Genomic DNA, 19,868 nt, shown 5'->3' with positions numbered 1-19,868 from the left:
GTATAAGAGTTTGTTTAACTTTATATTAAAAATAAAAAATGATTTGATAAATTGGATTTGTACGCTAGGGAGCAATCGGAGAGTGGCCTGACTTGTCGCGATAAAGGGGGGAGAAATAAGAAGACCTGCGATTCTGTTGAAGCGCAGGTCTTGATTTTTGTGCGTATCTAAGCGGTTTACTTTTTCAGTAAGATATCTAAATGGGCTGCGAAGGCGTCTGGCTTCATAAAGCCGGTGACGCGTAGATCGTTTCGAAGCTCACCATCGGCATCAAACATCAGTAAGGTCGGGAGGCCGAGTACATCGTAGCTCTCCAGAAGCTCGATATCTAAGCTATCATTCTTGGTGACGTCGGCCTGAAGAAATACTATCTGTGCCAAACGAGCCTGAACTGCCGGGTCCTTAAAGGTGATGGCTTCGAACTCCTTACAGGCTACGCACCAGTCGGCATAGAGATCTAACATCACCGGCTTGCCTTGGGCTGCGGCCGCTTCGACCTCTGCCTTGAGGTCGGCGACAGACTTGATGCGTTTATGTCCATGAGCCTGTTCGCTGGCGACCTGCGTCTGTGACTGAACGCCAAGTTTTGTCATCACGGCTTGTAGCCCATATGAGAAGCTACCTAATAGCATCAGGATCAACAGAACAGAGCGAACTGTTTGCTTCCAGTTAAAATCGGTGAGTTTGTTCTGGTGCATCAGGTATCCGACCAATACCACGCCCCAAATCGACCAGAGTAGATCCGAGAGGAAGTCAGGCCAGATCCTGCCAATCATAACGATGGATACGGCGATCAGCAGGAAGCCAAAGACCGTCTTGATAACATCCATCCAGCTTCCCGCTCTTGGCAACAATTTACCACCTGAGGTACCTATAATAAGTAGCGGTAATCCCATACCCATGCTGAGCACGTAGAGGGCCAGGAAGCCCTGTAGCAGATCACCGGTTTGTGCTACATATACCAAGGCACCGGACAGTGGCGCGGTAGTACATGGAGAGGCGACCAGGCCTGAGATAATCCCCATAATGAAGACGCCAGCAACGTTGCCGCCTTTCTGGTTGTTGGAGAAGCGATTCATCTTCTCCTGCCAGCTGGACGGTAATTTGAGTTCGTACAGACCAAACATGGACAAACTTAATACGAAGAAGAGCACGGCTAATACGATGAGCACGGCCGGGTGTTGCAGGGCTGCCTGATATTTCATACCGGCCGATGCGACAACTAAACCGAGCAGTGAGTAGGTTATCGCCATGCCCTGTACGTAGACCATAGAGAGGCTGAATGCCTTAGCCGTTGAGAGCTTTTCTCCTTGTCCAACGATAATCCCGGATAGAATAGGGTACATAGGGAAGACACAAGGGGTGAGTGCGAGACCAATCCCCAGGCCGAAGAAGATCACCAGTGTCCAGAGCAAACTGTCACCCGATAACATATTGCTCAGGCTATCTTGTTGAGTGATAGGAGCTTGGCCGGTTTCAGAATTAACTTGAGCCTTTGCAAGTTTTTCACCTGTAGGAAGCTCATCGCTCAGTAAGCCATCATTGGCTTCAACCTTACTCAGTAAAGCGGTTTTCTTGGTCGGCGGATAACACAATGTACCTTCGGCACAGCCCATAAAAGTAACGTGAACAGAGCCGCCTTCGACAGCTTCTCTGATAGCTATAGGGATCTCAACGTATGAGTAGTAAACCTCCTGCTCGCCAAAATATTCATCAGTGTGCGCCTTGCCGCGAGGGAGTGCTATTTCACCCAATGTCGCGCCGTCTGCTTCAAACTTCAGCTTATCACGGTACATGTAGTAGCCGTCTGCAATGACCCAACTTACTTTCAGCTGTTCACCTTGCTGCTTGAAGTCGAAAACGAAGGCTTCATCGACAGGCATCAGCTTAGGTTCATCTTTGAGGAAGCTGAACTTACTGCTGCTGAAAACGCCTTCACTGTGTGCCAAAGGCGATAACAGAAGTAAGGTTGAGAAAACTAGTGTAAGAGCTAGGGTAAGTGTTTTTTTCATGGTGTTGTGGTTTCTTTTATCCAATCAAAATATGCGGGTAACCCGTTGGTCACGGAGACGGCAATGAGTTCAGGTACTTGATAGGGGTGCAGCTGCTTTACCTTATTCTCGAGTGCAGAGTAGTTGTCTGCCATGCATTTGATATGCAAGCTAAACTCACTCTCTTCACAGATCTCATCTTCCCAGCTGTAGATTGAAGTCACCGGAGCGGAGATCTGTATACAAGCGGCAATTTTTGCCTCGACCAGGGCTTTAGCCAACTCGGTGGCCGAATCTTTAGTGGGGCAAGTTGTCATCACTAACAGAAAATCATCTTGCATAGTATCTGCTGCCATCTCGTCTAATAAATTAAAGCTGGCTTAAGCCGGCGTCGATAAACTATCCTGAGCTATTCGTTTAGGTAGTTCGTGGTTATTTATGGAGCATACTTTACGTCTTTTCATATCGGCTTGCATTAAGGCATTGCTAAAATAGTGAGCTTATCCAAGTAAACAGAATCACTATATGAGCTAAACTCCAGCTGCTTACTTGAAAATAGACCCGTAAAGCCCCATATAGTTTTCATATTGGATAAAATAGTTTTCATATATGAGTAATTGGTTTGCTCATTGGTTAGTAGTTGTGAGGTCAGTGTGTTTTTCTTTCTGTTAGTTATCTTCATCTTAGTTCCGGTTATAGAGCTAAATGTACTGATCCGTGTCGGAGAGTCGTTCGGGAGCTGGACCACCGTTGGTTTAGTCTTCTTTACTGCTATTGTCGGTGTCTCTTTGGTTCGTAGCCAAGGGATCACTACACTAATGCAGGTGCAGCAAAAGCTTGCACGGGGCGAAGCACCCGGTCAGGAGATTGTCGAGGGGATGATGCTGGCCGTTGCCGGCCTGCTGTTACTTATTCCGGGCTTTGTTACCGATGCCATTGGATTACTGCTGTTGACTCCCCTGACCCGCATCCCGGTTGCCGGCTTTCTTTACAAGCGAATGAAGATGAGAGTCGTCAATAATGGTGGTTTTCATGGCGGTTTTGGTTCCGGTGCCAATGGTGCTCAAGGTCCCTTTGGCGGGCATCAACCATTCGATGACAGTAAGAGTCAGAACCCTGAAGGCGGAGATACATTCGATGGTGATTTTGAGCGTAAGCATGATCCCAGCGACAAGCGTCCGGAAAGCCATCAGATAGATGATAAAGAAGATCCCAGGACCTAGGTTCTAGGTTCTAGGACCTTGTTCTTCGGATTCCTCGGATAATAGTTTTCCTCTTTACAATCTATATGACTGAACTTTCTGGTGTTTTTGTAGGGTAACTTCATAAAGCCCGATACCCCTTTCCCTTGAATCTTATCCACGTGACTCAATATTCTATCGAGGCTGGCACGGAATGCCGCTTGTTTTCTGGGGTTTAATAACCTGAGATAACTGTGGATCTTCATATGGTTAGGCAGTACTTCGAAGATGATGCAGCCGGTATGATGGATCTTATTGATCCATGCCAGTTCATTTATTATCTCTGAAGGAAGCTCCAGGTTTTCGTCAGGGTCTCGTCCATCCTCGAAGTAAGAGTGCAAGCGGGATCTATCTTCCAGTGAAGGCACGCTTCCTACCTCGAAAGGTAACTGCTGCTCCGGACCGATATGAAAAGGCTGTGTGGTATCATCACGCTCAAGGTGCAAGGTATCTCTGGCATTGAAGAAGCAAGCCTTAAACACCCCGATCCTTCTTATTCCTCTGGCCAGGGTCACCATGTTGTTGACCGCTAAAGTCAGTGCCGCTTTTTCCTCGGCGCGATACAGGGCCAGATTCGAGTCGACAAAAACGCCGGTTTCTCGCCAGTGGATCGCCAGACCTCCCACGATCGAGTATTGACCGATACGACCGACAGCGGCGATAAAACCTTTCTCTGTATCGCCCATTCCCGCCATAAAGTTGCGATAATATTTTTCTAACTGAAGGTCATCCATCTTTTCGATGGGATCTTCCGTGTTATGTTCTTTCAGGAATGATTTCCGGGAGCTATAGATAACGGTCTCTACATCGCGTTCCCGGGTGAGCTCCCAAATCGGGATATCCCCTATCAGCGGTGGTTTAACTATATCGGGCAGGTGGAGTCGGTGGCTATGAAGCATACTCTTGAGGAAGTAGTCCCCGGCTTTATTTCGCTGCTGTGGATTATCACTGAGCATGCCATCTAAGGTTTTAGCCAGCTCTACAGGTAAACCTATGCTGGTGGCTGTTATCACCTTGCTGCCGAAACGACTCGCCTGGCCAGATGCTATGGCATATAAGGTTGCTGCGACACCCTGTTCATCGAATCGGGTACTGGAGAGGGAGCCATTTAGTTGTTCCTCTCCAATAAAATAGACATCGCCCATTCTGGCGTTAGTATGCTGCTGATCATTAGAGAGCAGGTCCATCACATTTCCATTGACCGGGTTACCCAGAGCGTCTCGCTGGGCAAATACCGCCGAGCCCCAATCAATAAGTGAAAGGTGATTGGTCTTTATGTCGTAGACTAAGTTGGATGGCTTTATATCGCCATGTACCAAAGGACGACCGTGGTGCAGGTATTGCAGAATATTGGCAAGTTGTCTGGCGATATTCATAACCATGGCAACAGGCAGTGCGCCTCGTTTCAAGCAGAGTTGTTCAAGATCCTCACCCGGCGCCCTCGCCATGACCAAGATGCCTTGTTTACCGGCGTGGGCAAACTTGATGGCGGGAGGCACATTCGGATGTTTGACCTGAGCAAGCATAAACGCCTCCTCTTCCAACCTGTCCTGAACGTGTTGTGGCAGAGTGACTCGTGAAAATTTAAAAACATGAGCCTCGCCCTTGGGGTCTATGCCTGCAAATACGAACCCATAAGCGCCTTTACCAACGAGCTCCAACTCTTTGTAGCCTAACTTACCCAGTTGTTGCTTACACAGACGTATCCAGGCCCTGTGCTTACGCGCATCATCGGCTTTAAGCAGATAGATCGATTGCTCTTCAGAGATATAGAAGTGTTGCAGTTGTGGTGTGGGTAGCTGGCTTGTTGGCATCTTAGGTCATACACGCTTTCTTGAGTACTGGATTCATTAAATCAATAAGCCGGGAATAAGCCAACATTTATTATCGTTAATTATAAGGCTATCAAGTGGTTCATAGTTGAGTTGATCAACACCATATTTGTTAGATCAAAAGGTGCCTATCGAACATTTTCGGTGATGATATTGACCTATATCAATTCTGTTACAAAATTTCACAGGTAACCTCTTAGGCAGAACTAATATATCTTTATAAACATAAATAAGCCTCTCATTCGTTAGTCACAGAGGCGTAATTGAAAGTGAGGAGGGGCATATGACAGAGTTAGACAAAGCCCTGTTAATAGAGTTACTCGAATACCCGAGGAAGCGCATCGTTCAATCGATGGAGTTGAAATTTTGCCCTCATGCAGGCTTTTTCAATACCAGTGATGAGCAGTGCCTATATTGCCATCAGGGGATGGAATGTACCTGGATGAATCACAACGACGAGTTAGTCGCGGTTGAAAAAAAATCAGTTCAGGAGATTAAACAACAGTTGTTGATCGCTGTAGATTTTATTGATTCCAGCTTAACTCCACACCACCTTTCCAGAAGAAACTGCGAGTGTGAAAATTGCGTGTGGCTGAGAAGGGCCCAGAAAGTATTAGCGATAAAATAAAGATCTAATTTTTTTATAGATAAAAGTAGCTGCAGCGCTTAACTCAGTTAGAAAAACTCCTCTTTAAAGATTTAGTCTTAAAGACTTAAATTTTGCATCTCCGTTTTGTTCCCATTAGAGTATCGGAAAAATTCATATTTCCAACATTTATGTTTGGCGTTAGTCATACGTATGTTGAGGCGAACAGGACAAATTATGGAACCCGGTTTTTGGCATAGCAAATGGGATACCCAGCAGATAGGCTTTCATCAAAATGAGGTTAATTCGCTGCTGATGAAGTATTGGCCTCGGCTGAACCTGAGCAAATTAGCTAATGTCAGTGTGTTTGTTCCACTTTGTGGTAAGACGTTGGATATCTGTTTTCTCGCCGAGTTAGGTCATAATGTTATCGGCTGTGAACTCAATGAGACAGCAGTAGAACAATTTTTTACCGAAAATGACCTGAGTTATTCAAGGAATCGGGTAGGTGGGCTGCAAAAGTTCGTTACCGAACAGGTGAGTATCTATCAAGGTGATCTATTTTCTCTCTCCCCTGAGACTTTGTCCGGTCAAGAAGAACAAACAATCGGTGCTTTCTATGACAGGGCTGCACTCATCGCCTGGCCCGAAGAGATGCGCCAGGATTATGTACAGAAGCTGGCTGCGCTTATTCCACCAAAAAGTGTCGGCCTGCTCGTTACCTTAGATTACCCCCAAGAGGCGTTGAAAGGTCCCCCCTTTGCCGTATCGAATGATTGGATAATGACAAATATGGCAGAGTTTTTTGAAGTCGAAATATTGTCTTGCGAAGATGTGCTCAGTGAAAATCCAAGGTTTATCAAGAAAGAGGTACCCTGGTTGACTGAGTCCGTCTACCGGCTTGTAAGAAAGGGTTAGGGAAGATCGACGGCTGCGCCTATTCGACGGCTGCGCCTATTCGACGGCTGCGCCTGTTTTTTCTGAACCGCAATCTTTTCCAATAGCCCGAAGGGCGTCGTCTTAGCTTCTACAGCGTAGCGTCTATTAACCCGAAGGGTGTCATCTTAGATTCTACAGCGAAGCGTCGACTAGCTACCTAGTAGCGTCATCTTGGCTCTTTATAAGACATTTAACACAAGAAAGGCGACCTTAGGTCGCCTTTCTTAATACCGCTACATCGTTTATAGAGTCATGAGACTCATCGATTAGAAGTTGTAACGTACACCCACAGTGAATACGTTGTCATCTTCTAGGTCCATCTTAATACCTGAAAGCTTGTAATCACCTTCGTACATAGCGTAGTGGCCATATACCATAGTTGATTTAGCGATCTTGTAGTCAGCACCAACAGTGATAGTAGTGATGTTTACATCAGTTGTTTCAGCAGTCTGGATTCCAGAACGCTTGGCGTATAGACCAAGACCCGCTTCATCTTTACCGTACTCAGCTTTAAGGTTAACGCCGTTCAGGTTGTAAGCAACGTTTACGAAGTAAGTGTTACCTTCGAGGTTAGTCTTGCTGACATGCTCAGAGTTTTGGAACAGGCCGCCTAGCTTGAAGCCAGCCAATTTAACTTGAGCAACACCACGGTATGCATCGATGCTAGAGATACCTTTGTTGTATGCACCAGCAACATAGAAGTTTTGAGCCTTAAGCTTCTTATCACCGATAGTCGCGCTTAAAGCGTACTGATCATCAGCGTCTTCAACACCAGCTTGGTTGTTGTCTGTCATCAGGTAAGTTGCGTTAAGCGTTACCAGGTCGGCAATCTTTGGAGAGTAGTACCAGATACCATCGGCAACACGTGACTGAGCGCCTACAAGACGGTCGATATCTGCGTTGCTGTTACCGAATAGGTCAATGCCACCTTCAGATTGCTTGAATACAGAGTCGTTACGACCAACAAGTACAGTACCGGCAGTAGTCTTAAGACCTAGGAAAGTGTTACGAGCCTTGAAAACATCGCTGTTAGAAGATGTGTTTTCAACCTGGAATTCCATCTGGTAGATTACGTCGATGTTGTTAGCGATAGTTTCGCTACCTTTAACACCTACGTGAGAGAAGTTGTTCTCTAGAACTGTTCCTTCTTTACCTTCGCGTGAAGTCAGGCCATTGTCAGAGTTAGTAACTGACAGATCCAGACGACCGTAGAAGTTAGGGCCATCGGCTAGCGCGCCAAATGAAGCCATAGTTAGTACAGATGCAACTGTTGCAGAGATTAGTGTTTTTTTCATGTTTTGAGTGCTCCCAAGAACCTAAGTTCTTCTCCATTTATAAATGGTTATTTATGGTTTTTAATTTTGCTACAAGGGTCCATTCTTGTAACAATCATGAGCTCGGATTTTACAGTTTTATGTCAATAAAATTGTGGGCTAGATCATACTTTTGCTTTCTCTAGTATCCATAGCGTGCGTTTTTGTCACAAGTTTGCACTCAAAGTTTAAAAAACAGGCTGAATGATTAAAGTGCTTACTTTATATCTACCTAGATCTAAGTGAGCTAACAATTATATACAGAATGGGATGCGGCATTGTTAAGAAAGTGCTAAAATTGTAAACCTGGTGATACAGCGGTCTGCGAGGCGTTTTAATAATTTGAAGTAATGATATATGCCATGGCCAGAAGTGTGGCGGTCATTCATTGTATTTTATTTGGAACAATGGTTGGCTCGGAGAAACAATAGATGAAAGCGGTTTTTGTGGCTGGTTTAAACCGAACTTTTATCGATTACGTTGAAAAAAAGCGGCCAATGGCCGCTTTTTATATAAATTCATACTAACTTGTTAGTGCTATTGCCGATTTTTTTCGATTAGAAGAATTTAGGGTTAGCCTGTTAGATTAGAAGTCGTAACGCATACCAACCGTGATGATATCGTCATTCAGGCTCTGCGTGACGCTGTTTAGCATCATGTCACCATCGAATTTAGTGTAATGCCCGTAAAACAGTGTGCTCTTGCTGACACGATAGTCTGCACCGACACTAAATTGCTGCAGATCGACATTAGAAACTGTTTCCATCGCTCCGCCTTCGGTATTGCCAACGAATCTGCTGACATACTTACCAAGGCCCGAGTTGTCGTTACCGTACATGGCTTTTAACTTCAGGTTACCCATAACGTAAGCGGCGTTAACGAAGTAAGTGTCGCCTTCAAGATTAGAATACTTATCGTCTAAGTGCTCACTGTTCTGATAGAAGCCACCTAAGATCACATCACCCAGTTTCACTTGTGCCACACCGCGATAGGCCTTGATATCGTCGATACCATCTGTATAGGCACCAGATACAAAGTAGTTCTGTGCTTTCAGCGCTTTATCACCAATAGTTGCACTTAGCGCGTACATGTTACCCGCATCGATACGCTCATTGCTTGTTTCATCATAGGAAACATAGTTATCTTCAACCAGGTAGGTTGCGTTGAATGTCACTAAGTCGGCAATCTTTGGTGAATAATAGCTGATGCCATCGGCGCTGCGAGACTGACCTGCTGCGAGGAGGTCGATATCTGAATTAGTGTTGCCGAAAAGGTCGAAGCCACCTTCGGCCGCTTTGAATACGGTGTCGTTACGACCAACAAGTGCAGTACCGGCAACGGTTTTAAGACCTAAGTAGGTGTTACGGGCGCCGAACGTATCTCCTGAGTTGTCGAAGTTAGTTACACCAAACTCCATTTGGTAGATCACTTCAAAGTTCTCATTGATCTTCTCTGTGCCTTTTACACCTAACCATGAGAAGTTGTTTTCAATTATGGTACCCGACTTCTGGTTTTGTGTAGCGACACCAAGATCAGAGTTGGTGAATGCAAGATCAGCACGCCCGTAGAAATTTGGGCCGTCAGCGAGAGCTGAGAAAGAGGTGATTGCTAGTGTCGATATGATTGATGCAGACAGAACCGTTTTCTTCATTTTTGTCTTCCTGTGGCTATTTGTTTTAACAGCATTTTCGCTGTCGAGCGTTGAGTAAGGCTTGAAAAATTTACGCTGGTCAAGGCTGCGTTATTTAGTGCACACAAGCCTGTTGAATCTGTAATTGTCGAGCCGGAGTCTGTCATAGATAGGGAACTTTATTTTGTGATGCGCGTCACGTTGAGTGGATCTTGTGTGATATTAATCATTCTTATTTACAAGCAGTTATACCTGCTTAAATATCTGATTAACAGAATTGAACAGGCTCGGTAAGTTAGGATGAATTTTAGTGATCTTGATTAACAAGTGTGTGAGAAGGTTGAGAATTAAACTTGTTTTAGTTTTTGTAGTTGAAATGAGATAAAATTACTCTACTTAACTATTCGTCTTGTTGTGGCAATTTGAGCGCCGAACGGTGCCGTTGTGATTTGAAAATGTCAAAGTGGCAGATGTGATAGATGACTATTAGCCTTGTTGGAGTTTGTGTTGGAAGAATTGGTGCTTTCTGAAGCATATATAAATCGATTTGCAGGTATTGGCCGTTTATATGGTCAAAAGGCATTAGCTCAATTCGCGCAGTCACATGTTGCCGTTGTCGGTATTGGCGGTGTGGGAACCTGGGTCGCTGAATCGTTGGCAAGAAGCGGGATCGGTGAGATCACCTTAATCGATCTCGATGATATCTGCGTGACCAATACCAACCGTCAGATCCATGCCTTAAAAGAGACGATAGGTGAGTCAAAGGTTGAGGTAATGGCTGAGCGTATTTTGCAGATAAACCCGGATTGTAAGGTCAATCAGGTGGAGGATTTCATCACAGTGGAAAATCTGGGGGAATATTTCATCGGCAAGAAACAGGATGGCACACTCGACTACGTAGTGGACTGCATCGATGCCGTAAAACCTAAGGCGGCACTTATTGCCTGGTGTAAGCGGCAGAAGCTTCCCATAGTGACTGTAGGTGGTGCGGGTGGTCAGGTCGATCCCACGCAGGTTCAGGTGGCGGATTTAGCGAAAACATATCAAGACCCTCTGTTGGCCAAGGTGAGAAACCTGCTACGCCGGGAGCACAACTTCTCTAAAAATGTGCAACGACGATTTAGTATCGAAGCGGTTTTCTCAACTGAGCAGTTGGTTTATCCGCAAGCAGATGGCAGCGTATGCAATACCAAGGCTAATGCCGATGGCAGCATGCGTATGGACTGCGCATCCGGTTTTGGTGCGGTGACAGTGGTTACCGGTACATTCGGATTTGTTGCCGCGAGTCGGGTGTTGACTAAGCTGGCAAGAAAAGCGCTCTAAATAATAAAAGGGTGAAGTAGTAAAAAATATCACTACCGATTGTTGATCCTGATTCGCAGACCCTCAATCCTTAGTACCAGATTCAGGCGGCGTCATTACTATGACGTTGCCTGTTAACTCTGCCGTATCTTCGCGCACACTTTAAATTAACCAAACTTTGATCAAAATCTAATGATTGCCCAAAATGACTTGATAGACTCTGGTCACTTTTACTTTTGGTAGTCTTCTTATGAGACAAGCACTGTTAGAACGTTTCCTGCGTTATATTAAGATTGATACTCAGTCTGATGGTCAAAATCTTGAGTCCCCTAGTACTCCGTCGCAATTTGAATTTGCCAAGCTGCTAAAGCTGGAGCTGGAAGAGTTGGGATTCCATAGGGTTGAGCTCTCCGATAAAGGTTACTTGTCTGCGAGTGTGCCTAAAACCATTGAGGGGGTTCCCTGTATAGGATTTATCGCCCATCTGGATACCGCTCCGGATTTCAGTGGTGCGAATGTGACTCCTCAGCTGATCCATGATTACGACGGTAGCGAAATAAAACTGGGGGAAGATGAATTATTGAGCCCAGAGTTGTTTCCTGACATGCTCAAATACTTAGGTAAAACCTTAATCACTACCGATGGTACCAGCTTGTTAGGTGGTGATGATAAGGCGGGTATCTCTGAAATAATTACGGCGTTACATTTCCTTCTGCAACATCCCGAGATCCCGCACGGAGAGGTACGCCTATGCTTTACTCCCGATGAGGAGATTGGACGAGGTGCCGATCATTTTGATGTGCCAGAGTTTGGTGCACAGTGGGCTTATACCATAGATGGTGGCCAGCTTGGTGAGCTTGAATTTGAAAATTTCAATGCCGCAACGGCGGTGATCACTGCAAAAGGTAATAATTGTCATCCGGGAACTGCCTATGGTGTGATGGTGAATGCCCAAACCATGGCCGCTCGCTTCCATGCAAAGATGCCACTGCATGATACGCCAGAGGGAAGTAAAGATTATGATGGTTTTTTCCATCTAATCAATATGCAGGGGCAAACCGAAGCAGCCGAGCTTACCTATATTATTCGTGATTTCGATCTGGAACTATTTGAAAAAAGGAAGACTTGGTTAACGGAGCGGGTCAAGAGCTATAATGCAGATCTTGTTCTTGGTAGCTTAGAGATAAATATCACCGATAGCTATTTTAATATGAAGGAGCAGATATTACCTTATCCTCATATTATCGATATTGCTGAAAAAGCAATAATCAATCAGGGTGTGACTCCATTGGTTAAGCCTATTAGAGGTGGAACCGATGGTTCAAGGCTATCTTATATGGGGTTACCTTGCCCCAACATCTTTACCGGCGGACACAATTTCCATGGCAAGCACGAATACATCTGCCTTGAGTCAATGGAGAAGGCTGTCGACGTGATAATAGACATATGTAAACTCACCGCCAAAGAACAACAGGTTTAGTTTTAACGTCCTATTAAAGGGGGCTCTATTACGTGCTGGCTAAGGGAGTTGTTTACCTTAGCCGAGTACGTTCATCTCATCCGGAGAAGGCCATTGTGCCTGTAATCCATAGATATCTGTAAACTCACCGCCGAAGAGCTGTGGGCATAGGTTGATTGAGTCATTTCGACTGATCGTTATGGTCAGCTGAAAGTTTCAGGTAGAAAGTCTGTGTCAGGATCATGATGGGGAACCGTTACCGGAAAAGAAATAAAGAAGCCGGCTCCACCCAAGTCACATTCAGATTCAAGTTTTATATTTCCCTTCAGTAAAGTGGCAGCATTAAATGCAGCTGATAAGCCCAGGCCTGTGCCACCCTGGCTGCGGTTAGTGGTATAGAACGGCTCAAAGATATGAGTGGAGGCCTCTTTAGATATCCCGGAACCATTATCCTGTATCGAAATATTGAGCTGCTCCCCTTTCAACTGAGCCTTGATTAAAATGACACCATGATCTTTCTGTTTGAATGCATGCGAGTAAGCATTTGAGAGGATATTGGTGATTATCTGCTTTAATAGGTTCTGGTTGGTTATTATTTCAAGTTCTGGATCTAAGTCGAATTGAACATCTACATGTTGCTCACCGAATAGAATCTTCATGGCTTCGTGGTTCTCAACCAAGCTCTGTTTTAAATTGAAGCTGCGCTTCTCTTCTAAACTCTGTTGTGCGGCAACGGTTTTAAATTTCTGGATAAGCGAACTTGCTCGTGTAATATTACTGACGATTAATTCACAGCTTTCCTGATACTCTTCCAGAATAGAATTTATCTCCTCCAGAGTGGCGTTCTCGCTGTGGATTAACTTGATTAACTCTTGGATGTGAATGAGCTGAGAGCTGGCAGCCGTCAAACAGATCCCAATAGGTGTGTTTATTTCATGTGCGACACCGGATACCAGACCACCTAAAGCGGCCATCTTCTCTTGTTCGACCAGAACTTCCTGCGCACGCTTAAGCACGAGTAAAGACTGCTCTAACTCCTGGGTGCGTTCTTTCACTTGCCTCGATAATTCGTCTTTATAGCTGGTTTCTAACTCGAGTAAACGCTCTCTGTCTGCCAGAGACTCCTGAAGCTCCTGTTTAGATTTTTTTATATCGGAGAAGGAGCGACGAATTTGATTTTGCATGCCATTAATCGCAAGCGATACTTGCTGGAACTCATCTTCTTTCTTGTCATTTTTATCAAACGTAAGGGGGATTGCTGGGGAATCGAGATCTATCTGTTGGCAATATTGACTTAAACGGTGCAAGTGTCGGGTTACGAAATACCAGACTAAAAATAGGATGAAACCAGCAACGATAAAGGTTTTTATCGCATTTGAAAGCAAGATAATAATGGCGCGGTCCAGTAGCTTTTCATAAACGGCTTTGAGATCTGCTTGGACCAATAGAGTGCCTACGGGGATGCTGTCACTACCTGAGCTGTAAAATAGTTCAAAAGACTTCTCTATCGTATTCTCTGGTGTAGGCTTACCGGCAATCCATACCTGACCACTATCATCGTTGATCGAGATATAGGTGATATCAGGCAGTTGAATCAGGCCATTGAGCTGAGTGTTGATCAAACGTTCGTCGATGACCCAGATACTGGCAGCCAGTACATCTAAGTTAACTTTTTCGATACTGGTAAATTGACGAGATATTCTATCGACATCGCCCTTATAGTCATTGACGAGTTGAAAGCCTGTTGTCAGTAGGGTAATGATGGAGCTAAACAAGACTATCGACAAAGTCAGCTTTCGACCTATGGGGCTTTTAATTAACCGGCCTGTAAATGTCTGCATGAACCCTTTTCTGCGCCTCGAGGTAAGTTATTTTGCTCAATTATGGTGTCTGCGGTCCATAAATTGTGCTGCCTTTTGTAGCTATAAGCATAGACCGCTTCTAGCGTTATTGATCAAGTTAGTGTGTTAAAAACAAAGATAAAAGCCGAAAAATAGACAATGGAACAACTTCGTTAATTTATGGCATTATTTTTGCTTTGTTTCATAGTAAGTACGGATTTTTGACACTAGGTCTTCATATGCAGAAACTAAAATTTCAATTCAATAAGCAATCGACCCCTAAACAGTTTATCTTCAGCTCGATGCTCTGGTTAGCTATCGTGAGCGGAGCGCTGTTGCTTATACCTAAGACACTGCTATCGGCATTGAATCTGGATGTGGCCGTGACAGCCAATTCTCATTTTATAGGCTTAGGTTTAATTATTGGTGTTGCCTATCTTATGACTCAAGTACTTAACTATTTTCTGGATGAAGCGATTGGTTATTTAAAGAACAAACGTAACACAGAGATCATCGAGGAGAAAGTAAAGCTACTCGATCCAACCGAGCGGGCCCTTTTGAGAGAGTTTTTCCTCCAAGGCGAGACCGTTCTGACGTTGCCGCAAAATGAACCTGCAGTGTGTAGCTTACTTACAACGAATATTATTGAACACCTTGGTAATCAGAAACACTATGCTATTCAAGGGCCAACGGCAGACTATAAGATATCGATGAGAGCTAGAGTCTATCTTAATCGACAGGTATTAAGGTTGCCTGCAGGCGAACCAAGTCAAGAGGAGATGCAAAACCTCATAAAGGCAAGACCGCCTTTTGCTCACAATCTGGTAACTGCCCGTAAGCATGCGGCTTAATCCTGGTTAACCTGGGATTGTCGTTCAGCGAAAAATAGTGAGAATTAGAGAGAAACAGAGAAACAGAGAAAAAGATGGGGGCTTCATTGCCCCCATTGCATTAGAAACAGCAAAAATCTTGCTGCTTCATCGAAACCTTGTGTTTATTCCGGCTTAGACTTGTCAATGAACAGCCAGATGAGATAGGACATGATGCCTATAGTGGTGAAGATGACTATCATCGACATTAATCCTATCGGATTACCAAACATTAAATCTAACCAGAAAGCCATGGGCGAAATCCTCTTTCCAAACATCAGTATTCATTACTCTCCCCTAAATTAGTCTTGTTTCGCTGTCAATAAACTGATCTCGATCAATAAAGTTGGCATAAATATGAACAAGTTGAATCCTACCTGAGAGAGAGCCCTGAACTATCTGCGCTAAATTTGTCCGCTTAACACTATTCCTCTTTTAAAAGGCTTGCCATTATCATCTGCAAAGGTATAATCGCCGTCACTTACTGAGGTCTTAGCTTCAGTTAGTCTATTTGATTAAGCCGGTGTGGTGGAATTGGTAGACACGACGGATTCAAAATATAGCGTCTCTAAGTTCTGATTTGCTATAACATATTGAATAGTCGAAGTTAAAAATCCTTTTTAGATACGATTTATCTTGCAAAGGTTTGCAAAGAATTTTATGATTTGCAATGAGATATACAGCTACTAAAGCTTTGCCGGTGTGGTGGAATTGGTAGACACGACGGATTCAAAATCCGTTGCTTTCGAGCGTGACGGTTCAAGTCCGTCCTCCGGTACCAAACTTTAAGACCTTGCTAACGCAGGGTTTTTTCGTATCTGACGTATAGTAAATATTCACCCCCCCTTTCTACCTTCTCATTTTTAAGTATCAGAATGGTCACCTTTGCATGAGATTTTTGCAAGCTATGAGACCATTCACCTTGGTATCTAAGCAGTCTCATCGAATATGTTAAGTTCTGTCATGACCGGAGTTTGACCGTGATAATCACCGTTAGAAGCAAGTAAACCTAGTACAGCAGGTGGTAGGTCACGAAATAAGCTCGCTTGGTATTACTGATAAATGCACCCATAACTCGACTGGATTTAGTCATGTATTGCTTGTGATGGATAGACTTGTGATATTGAACTAAAGCGGAGTTTCATAGGGGATGGCAAATCCCCTGTATTCCTAGAAAATACTCAAATCATCAATAATCTGAATTTGGGAACAGCAAACTACTCATTTCTTGTATGGCTTCAAGTAGTTTGTCTCTTGATGACAGTTCAAAGCACTCGTCTACAGCTCTTTCAGGCTCTGATAAAACAGTTGTGATCGAGTGAGTCGCGACAGTCTTCAATGCTTGTCTGTCTTTGTTGTTTAATTTTAATGATGCACCGAAATATTTTATTGAGCGTGGTTTATCGATCCATAGTCTAGTTTGCAGATGAACATATAGCGCTTTGGTTAAGCTGCCCTCATGGACTATTTGTAATCTTCGATCAGGCCGCAGTGATGTTTTAGTGGCCATATAACCTAAAATATCAGTAAAGCTGCATTCACCTATGAATTTTCGAAATACGTTGTCAATAAAGTCAATAGCTTGGTCATCAACAGCTGTAATTGGCTGTCTTGGCAATAGTTCGCTAAAGTTTGTGGTATCAAATATGACGAAATCAGGGTTTGAAGTGATTAACTCGATATCAAGGGATGCTTTTAATTTAGCCCTTAGATCGAAAATGTATTCACACACACTTTCTTGGTAAAGAGTGGCACTATCAAAGCGGCTAATATTCGGTAAAGGTAGCATTAAGAGGTTATGTTCATTGGTACACCAATGGTTATAAATATCTATTGCTATCATCCATTCGAACCAAGTTCCTCGGCAGTTAGATATAGCACCTGAGGTAACTCTTGAGTCTTCGGTTTGAACTAATTTTTGGATGTAATCGAGGTGAGATTCATAATTCCAAGCGTCTTGAGGGACAACGCCGTTGATTGACGCAATAAAGGCGGCTTTTGTATCTACGATCGCTTTGTCATTGCGATCTTTCTTCACTAACTGTGGCATTAGGTTTTACTCCATATATAAGCTTGAAAAGCTTAGTAGTGGTTGACGCCGTTTTAGTCGGCATGCACTACTAAGACTGTTCAGGAGTATGCTTTTTTCTTTAGCCTAATGTCCAGTGTAAAGGTTTAACTTATGTACATTTCTTTAAAAAATCATTGACGGTATCGGCTAGCCCTTTGGCTGCAAGGTATGGAACACCGTTACCAATGGTTTTAAACATATTGCTAAGAGTCATGTTGGCTGGTAAATGAAACTCAGCTGGTAAAGATTGAATTGCCAAAGCTTCTGCGGCGCTAATTCTACGAGCCTTGTATGGGTGAAGGTGAACTTCGTTATTCCCATATGCGGCGGTTGGTGAATAACGCCATCTGTGAAGCCGTTTAAACGACTTTTTAGAATCGTCACCTTCCTGAATGACCTTGAATTTGTCTGATTTAGGTTGGAAGTGGTGATTTGCGTTTGGATGATTTAACACATCATTTTTATCGAACCAATGCTGGATCGATAACTCTTTTTGTTTCTGACTAATGTAGTCAGAAAAGTCAGTCATTTCACTTTCTACGAAAGGGTGCATATCAGGCCATTTACCTTTACCCATAACAGAGTCTAAGTCGACTTTTAGGTGTTTGTCCCAATCAAAGGCCGTGCTTAGTTCAGAGCCATTCAATTTATTACTTATGTGTTTACGCTTAATGCCGAATAAAAATATCCGATCTCGGTCTTGCGGCGCACCGTACTCAATGCTATTAGTTAGCCTATCAGTGAGTTCATAGCCTGCATTTTCTAATTTGGCTTTCATGCTATCGTAGAACTCTCTGTGGCGTGTTGTGCGCCATAACCCTTTAACGTTTTCAAAGATAAAATAGTCAGGGTTGTCTTTTACTATAAGGTCGATATAGGTGCGAGTTAGCTTACCGTTTTCGCCTTCACTTCCTTTGTTCTTTCCTCCGACAGAGAAATCGGGACAAGGTGGTCCACCAACAAAGCCTACCAGTCGTCCACTTGATTTTGCATCATCGACTTTAGCGCTAAATTTCTGTCCTTCCTCTCCAACCAGAAAGTCTTCAATACTATTTTGGCTGTAACCATGATTAGGTATATCGTGTTTCATACTCGCACGAGTGAATTTGTAGGCTTCTAAAAATGGTGGGTGGAATTCGTTTACAAAGGCCACCTCGAATCCGGCGTTTTCAAAACCGAGATCCAAAAACCCTGAGCCTGAGAAAAATGAAAATAGAATTGGTTTGTTCATGAAGTAATGCAACCGAAATTAAGAATTAGTGAAGTGTCATCAACAGTGAAGCTGTGTATGCTAACACTTTTCTGACTGTGGGTTTAAGCAAATGTTGCGATAGAAATGACGAGTGCAGCTAAGCTATTGAAGGTTATATGGGCGTTACTTCGCTTTCATGAGCTGTTAGCAAAAAAACTAAGCAACTATCGGTATGATTTGATGAGAAAATGATAGTGCTATCTTCATCATGATGTATCTCAGAATATTTGTCTGTACCGCTGTTAACGGCCGTCATCACAACATAGCGATCTTGTTCGCTGTCTTCTCTTTGAACAGGATCTTCATAATCTACCCAAAGCACCATAAAGCCTGTTGGAGCTTTAAAGTAGAAGCTAGGTGAGACATCATTGTGCCAGCTTTTATCTACTAACCAAGGGTACAGAGATAAGTCGAAGCCTAGGTCAAAGTTTTGGCCAAATTCTTGTTTATATAGTTCCATATTTTTCCTTAGCTTGGCATTAAATCACGCGCCTAGAATACCAATTTTTATGAAGTTATCTAGAGGGGGGGAGCTGGTAATCGCTACTCTGTTGTTACCTCAACTTGGTAAGCTTTTATACCCAGGCTATAAGCTAGGAAGTTTTGCTCCCATATCGGGTGAATCTCCCTTGCTTGTTCTAGTGGTGTTGCCCGCATCAGGTGTTGGAAAATGCCATTGTCAAAATCGAAGTCTAGTTCTTTGGTTAGTTCAGCCATGTAGCCAGCACCGACATAGCTAAAGTCGGTGATGTAGCAGATACGCCATTGCTCGCCATGCTCGGCATTAGCCTCTTTCTCTAGCCTAACTTCAACTGGATGAAAGCAACCACGTTCGGCCGAGTAATTAGGATCTCTGAAGTTGACGGTAACGGCTGAAGCAGCTTTATGGTCGCTGATAAGCTCTGCCAAGTGCATGGCAAACATGGGTGATATGGGTAGGCAGAGATCTTGGTGTTTTATCTTGATAGTCATAGTGGTGTCCAGTTGGCGGTGTGAAAGAAAGCGTGGCCTGACGAATATCAGGCACTTGCTTTGTGCATTGGTGGTTAAGGTTGGAATGGATGATTGTGGTAGCTGCTTGCCTATCACTTCTTACTGTTAGTCTTATCCTTCTTTGTGCCCGGCTTATCTCCCTTAATAAGCAATGGGTCTAGCTCACCTGCCACTACAGCCTCGATAATGGTTTCGATGGTGTTAACTAACTCCTCCTCTTCGCCAACCTCAATGGCGTGCATCCCTTTTTGCAGCTCCAATGGTTTGTTACCACTACGCACCTCAAGGTAGTAACGATTGTTGCGTTTGTAGAACCAAGGGCTGACCTTCTTCGGCACCTGTACCTTTTCCCTCTCGCCAGTCTCTTCATCTTTGACCCATTTTTCACGGTAGAAAGTGTGGGTTTCGTTCTCGACTAGTGCATTAGCCAATATCTTCTGCTGGCTGAGCTTGGTGAGTAGCTTTTCCCTTCGTTGAATGAGGGGGTTGCTGCTGCCGTCGGCTGGGCGAACGGTGACCTTGAGTGAACTCAATAATGCTGTTGTCATG

At 44.0% G+C, this 19,868-nt stretch carries 18 protein-coding genes and 1 tRNA gene; 7 read left to right on the top strand and 12 right to left on the bottom strand.

Annotated elements, in window-relative coordinates:
• Positions 1 to 176 precede the first annotated feature (176 nt).
• Together EKG39_RS13295 and cutA are read right to left on the bottom strand one after the other, a co-directional pair.
• Complete coding sequence (locus tag EKG39_RS13295; protein WP_126506230.1) at positions 177 to 2,012, bottom strand: protein-disulfide reductase DsbD; 1,836 nt, start codon at positions 2,010 to 2,012, stop codon at positions 177 to 179.
• Positions 2,009 to 2,332: a divalent-cation tolerance protein CutA gene (gene cutA / locus EKG39_RS13290; RefSeq protein WP_185817597.1), complete on the bottom strand. Its 324-nt coding sequence runs from the start codon at positions 2,330 to 2,332 to the stop codon at positions 2,009 to 2,011. Before cutA ends, EKG39_RS13295 begins: the two co-directional genes overlap by 4 nt.
• A 312-nt stretch (positions 2,333 to 2,644) precedes the next feature.
• On the opposite strand from cutA, the gene EKG39_RS13285 reads away from it, so the two are divergent.
• Complete coding sequence (locus tag EKG39_RS13285; RefSeq protein WP_126506228.1) at positions 2,645 to 3,214, top strand: FxsA family protein; 570 nt, start codon at positions 2,645 to 2,647, stop codon at positions 3,212 to 3,214.
• Here the strand turns inward: EKG39_RS13285 and EKG39_RS13280 are convergent.
• Complete coding sequence (locus EKG39_RS13280; RefSeq protein WP_126506227.1) at positions 3,211 to 5,046, bottom strand: protein kinase domain-containing protein; 1,836 nt, start codon at positions 5,044 to 5,046, stop codon at positions 3,211 to 3,213. The two genes, EKG39_RS13285 and EKG39_RS13280, sit on opposite strands and share 4 nt — an antisense overlap.
• A gap of 301 nt (positions 5,047 to 5,347) precedes the next feature.
• On the opposite strand from EKG39_RS13280, the gene EKG39_RS13275 reads away from it, so the two are divergent.
• Both EKG39_RS13275 and EKG39_RS13270 read left to right on the top strand, forming a co-directional pair.
• The gene (locus EKG39_RS13275) at positions 5,348 to 5,692 is read left to right on the top strand and encodes a hypothetical protein (protein WP_126506226.1); all 345 of its coding nucleotides are present in this window, start codon (positions 5,348 to 5,350) and stop codon (positions 5,690 to 5,692) included.
• 195 nt (positions 5,693 to 5,887) lie between these two features.
• Entirely contained in the window at positions 5,888 to 6,568 is a 681-nt protein-coding gene (locus EKG39_RS13270) for a thiopurine S-methyltransferase (protein ID WP_126506225.1), read from the top strand.
• Between the two features lie 287 nt (positions 6,569 to 6,855).
• Here EKG39_RS13270 and EKG39_RS13265 read toward each other — a convergent pair whose 3' ends face one another.
• Entirely contained in the window at positions 6,856 to 7,884 is a 1,029-nt protein-coding gene (locus EKG39_RS13265; RefSeq protein WP_126506224.1) for a porin, read from the bottom strand.
• 604 nt (positions 7,885 to 8,488) lie between these two features.
• Entirely contained in the window at positions 8,489 to 9,553 is a 1,065-nt protein-coding gene (locus tag EKG39_RS13260) for a porin (protein WP_126506223.1), read from the bottom strand.
• Between the two features lie 486 nt (positions 9,554 to 10,039).
• On the opposite strand from EKG39_RS13260, the gene tcdA reads away from it, so the two are divergent.
• Positions 10,040 to 10,855, top strand: a complete 816-nt coding sequence (tcdA, locus tag EKG39_RS13255; RefSeq protein ID WP_126506222.1) for a tRNA cyclic N6-threonylcarbamoyladenosine(37) synthase TcdA — start codon at positions 10,040 to 10,042, stop codon at positions 10,853 to 10,855.
• Between the two features lie 229 nt (positions 10,856 to 11,084).
• Complete coding sequence (pepT, locus tag EKG39_RS13250; protein WP_126506221.1) at positions 11,085 to 12,314, top strand: peptidase T; 1,230 nt, start codon at positions 11,085 to 11,087, stop codon at positions 12,312 to 12,314.
• A gap of 182 nt (positions 12,315 to 12,496) precedes the next feature.
• Here pepT and EKG39_RS13245 read toward each other — a convergent pair whose 3' ends face one another.
• Entirely contained in the window at positions 12,497 to 14,134 is a 1,638-nt protein-coding gene (locus EKG39_RS13245; protein WP_126506220.1) for a sensor histidine kinase, read from the bottom strand.
• Between the two features lie 239 nt (positions 14,135 to 14,373).
• On the opposite strand from EKG39_RS13245, the gene EKG39_RS13240 reads away from it, so the two are divergent.
• A complete protein-coding gene (locus EKG39_RS13240) occupies positions 14,374 to 14,985 on the top strand; it encodes a superinfection exclusion B family protein (protein WP_126506219.1) in 612 nt (203 codons plus the stop codon).
• A 143-nt stretch (positions 14,986 to 15,128) separates the two neighbouring features.
• Here the strand turns inward: EKG39_RS13240 and EKG39_RS13235 are convergent, their stop codons facing one another.
• The gene (locus EKG39_RS13235; protein WP_012144337.1) at positions 15,129 to 15,257 is read right to left on the bottom strand and encodes a DUF3149 domain-containing protein; all 129 of its coding nucleotides are present in this window, start codon (positions 15,255 to 15,257) and stop codon (positions 15,129 to 15,131) included.
• Between the two features lie 442 nt (positions 15,258 to 15,699).
• Between EKG39_RS13235 and EKG39_RS13230 the strand changes: the two genes are divergently transcribed.
• Positions 15,700 to 15,784 (top strand) — tRNA-Leu (locus tag EKG39_RS13230).
• Between the two features lie 408 nt (positions 15,785 to 16,192).
• Here the strand turns inward: EKG39_RS13230 and EKG39_RS13225 are convergent.
• The 5 genes from EKG39_RS13225 to EKG39_RS23405 form a co-directional block, all read right to left on the bottom strand.
• Positions 16,193 to 17,053, bottom strand: a complete 861-nt coding sequence (locus tag EKG39_RS13225; protein ID WP_126506218.1) for a Cfr10I/Bse634I family restriction endonuclease — start codon at positions 17,051 to 17,053, stop codon at positions 16,193 to 16,195.
• 130 nt (positions 17,054 to 17,183) lie between these two features.
• Positions 17,184 to 18,305, bottom strand: a complete 1,122-nt coding sequence (locus EKG39_RS13220; RefSeq protein ID WP_126506217.1) for a DNA cytosine methyltransferase — start codon at positions 18,303 to 18,305, stop codon at positions 17,184 to 17,186.
• A 133-nt stretch (positions 18,306 to 18,438) separates the two neighbouring features.
• On the bottom strand, positions 18,439 to 18,786 hold the full coding sequence (locus tag EKG39_RS13215; RefSeq protein ID WP_246028493.1) for a hypothetical protein: 348 nt from the start codon (positions 18,784 to 18,786) through the stop codon (positions 18,439 to 18,441).
• Between the two features lie 83 nt (positions 18,787 to 18,869).
• Positions 18,870 to 19,298: a DUF2787 family protein gene (locus EKG39_RS13210; RefSeq protein ID WP_126506216.1), complete on the bottom strand. Its 429-nt coding sequence runs from the start codon at positions 19,296 to 19,298 to the stop codon at positions 18,870 to 18,872.
• Between the two features lie 113 nt (positions 19,299 to 19,411).
• Positions 19,412 to 19,867, bottom strand: a complete 456-nt coding sequence (locus tag EKG39_RS23405) for a DUF6641 family protein (RefSeq protein WP_185817596.1) — start codon at positions 19,865 to 19,867, stop codon at positions 19,412 to 19,414.
• Between the last annotated feature and the right edge of the window lies 1 nt (position 19,868).

Origin of the sequence: Shewanella atlantica (genome assembly GCF_003966265.1) — a bacterium.
Classification (GTDB): domain Bacteria; phylum Pseudomonadota; class Gammaproteobacteria; order Enterobacterales; family Shewanellaceae; genus Shewanella; species Shewanella atlantica.
This window is presented reverse-complemented; position numbering and strand designations above follow the sequence as displayed.

Bases quoted from the DNA above. Each gene is read 5' to 3' on its own strand.
- EKG39_RS23405 (WP_185817596.1), bottom strand. From the start codon at position 19,867: ATGACAACAGCATTATTGAGTTCACTCAAGGTCACCGTTCGCCCAGCC.
- EKG39_RS13215 (WP_246028493.1), bottom strand. From the start codon at position 18,786: ATGGAACTATATAAACAAGAATTTGGCCAAAACTTTGACCTAGGCTTC.
- EKG39_RS13275 (WP_126506226.1), top strand. From the start codon at position 5,348: ATGACAGAGTTAGACAAAGCCCTGTTAATAGAGTTACTCGAATACCCG.
- EKG39_RS13245 (WP_126506220.1), bottom strand. From the start codon at position 14,134: ATGCAGACATTTACAGGCCGGTTAATTAAAAGCCCCATAGGTCGAAAG.
- cutA (WP_185817597.1), bottom strand. From the start codon at position 2,332: ATGCAAGATGATTTTCTGTTAGTGATGACAACTTGCCCCACTAAAGAT.
- EKG39_RS13265 (WP_126506224.1), bottom strand. From the start codon at position 7,884: ATGAAAAAAACACTAATCTCTGCAACAGTTGCATCTGTACTAACTATG.
- EKG39_RS13295 (WP_126506230.1), bottom strand. From the start codon at position 2,012: ATGAAAAAAACACTTACCCTAGCTCTTACACTAGTTTTCTCAACCTTA.
- EKG39_RS13240 (WP_126506219.1), top strand. From the start codon at position 14,374: ATGCAGAAACTAAAATTTCAATTCAATAAGCAATCGACCCCTAAACAG.
- pepT (WP_126506221.1), top strand. From the start codon at position 11,085: ATGAGACAAGCACTGTTAGAACGTTTCCTGCGTTATATTAAGATTGAT.
- EKG39_RS13225 (WP_126506218.1), bottom strand. From the start codon at position 17,053: ATGCCACAGTTAGTGAAGAAAGATCGCAATGACAAAGCGATCGTAGAT.
- EKG39_RS13235 (WP_012144337.1), bottom strand. From the start codon at position 15,257: ATGGCTTTCTGGTTAGATTTAATGTTTGGTAATCCGATAGGATTAATG.
- EKG39_RS13210 (WP_126506216.1), bottom strand. From the start codon at position 19,298: ATGACTATCAAGATAAAACACCAAGATCTCTGCCTACCCATATCACCC.
- EKG39_RS13270 (WP_126506225.1), top strand. From the start codon at position 5,888: ATGGAACCCGGTTTTTGGCATAGCAAATGGGATACCCAGCAGATAGGC.
- EKG39_RS13280 (WP_126506227.1), bottom strand. From the start codon at position 5,046: ATGCCAACAAGCCAGCTACCCACACCACAACTGCAACACTTCTATATC.
- EKG39_RS13220 (WP_126506217.1), bottom strand. From the start codon at position 18,305: ATGAACAAACCAATTCTATTTTCATTTTTCTCAGGCTCAGGGTTTTTG.
- EKG39_RS13260 (WP_126506223.1), bottom strand. From the start codon at position 9,553: ATGAAGAAAACGGTTCTGTCTGCATCAATCATATCGACACTAGCAATC.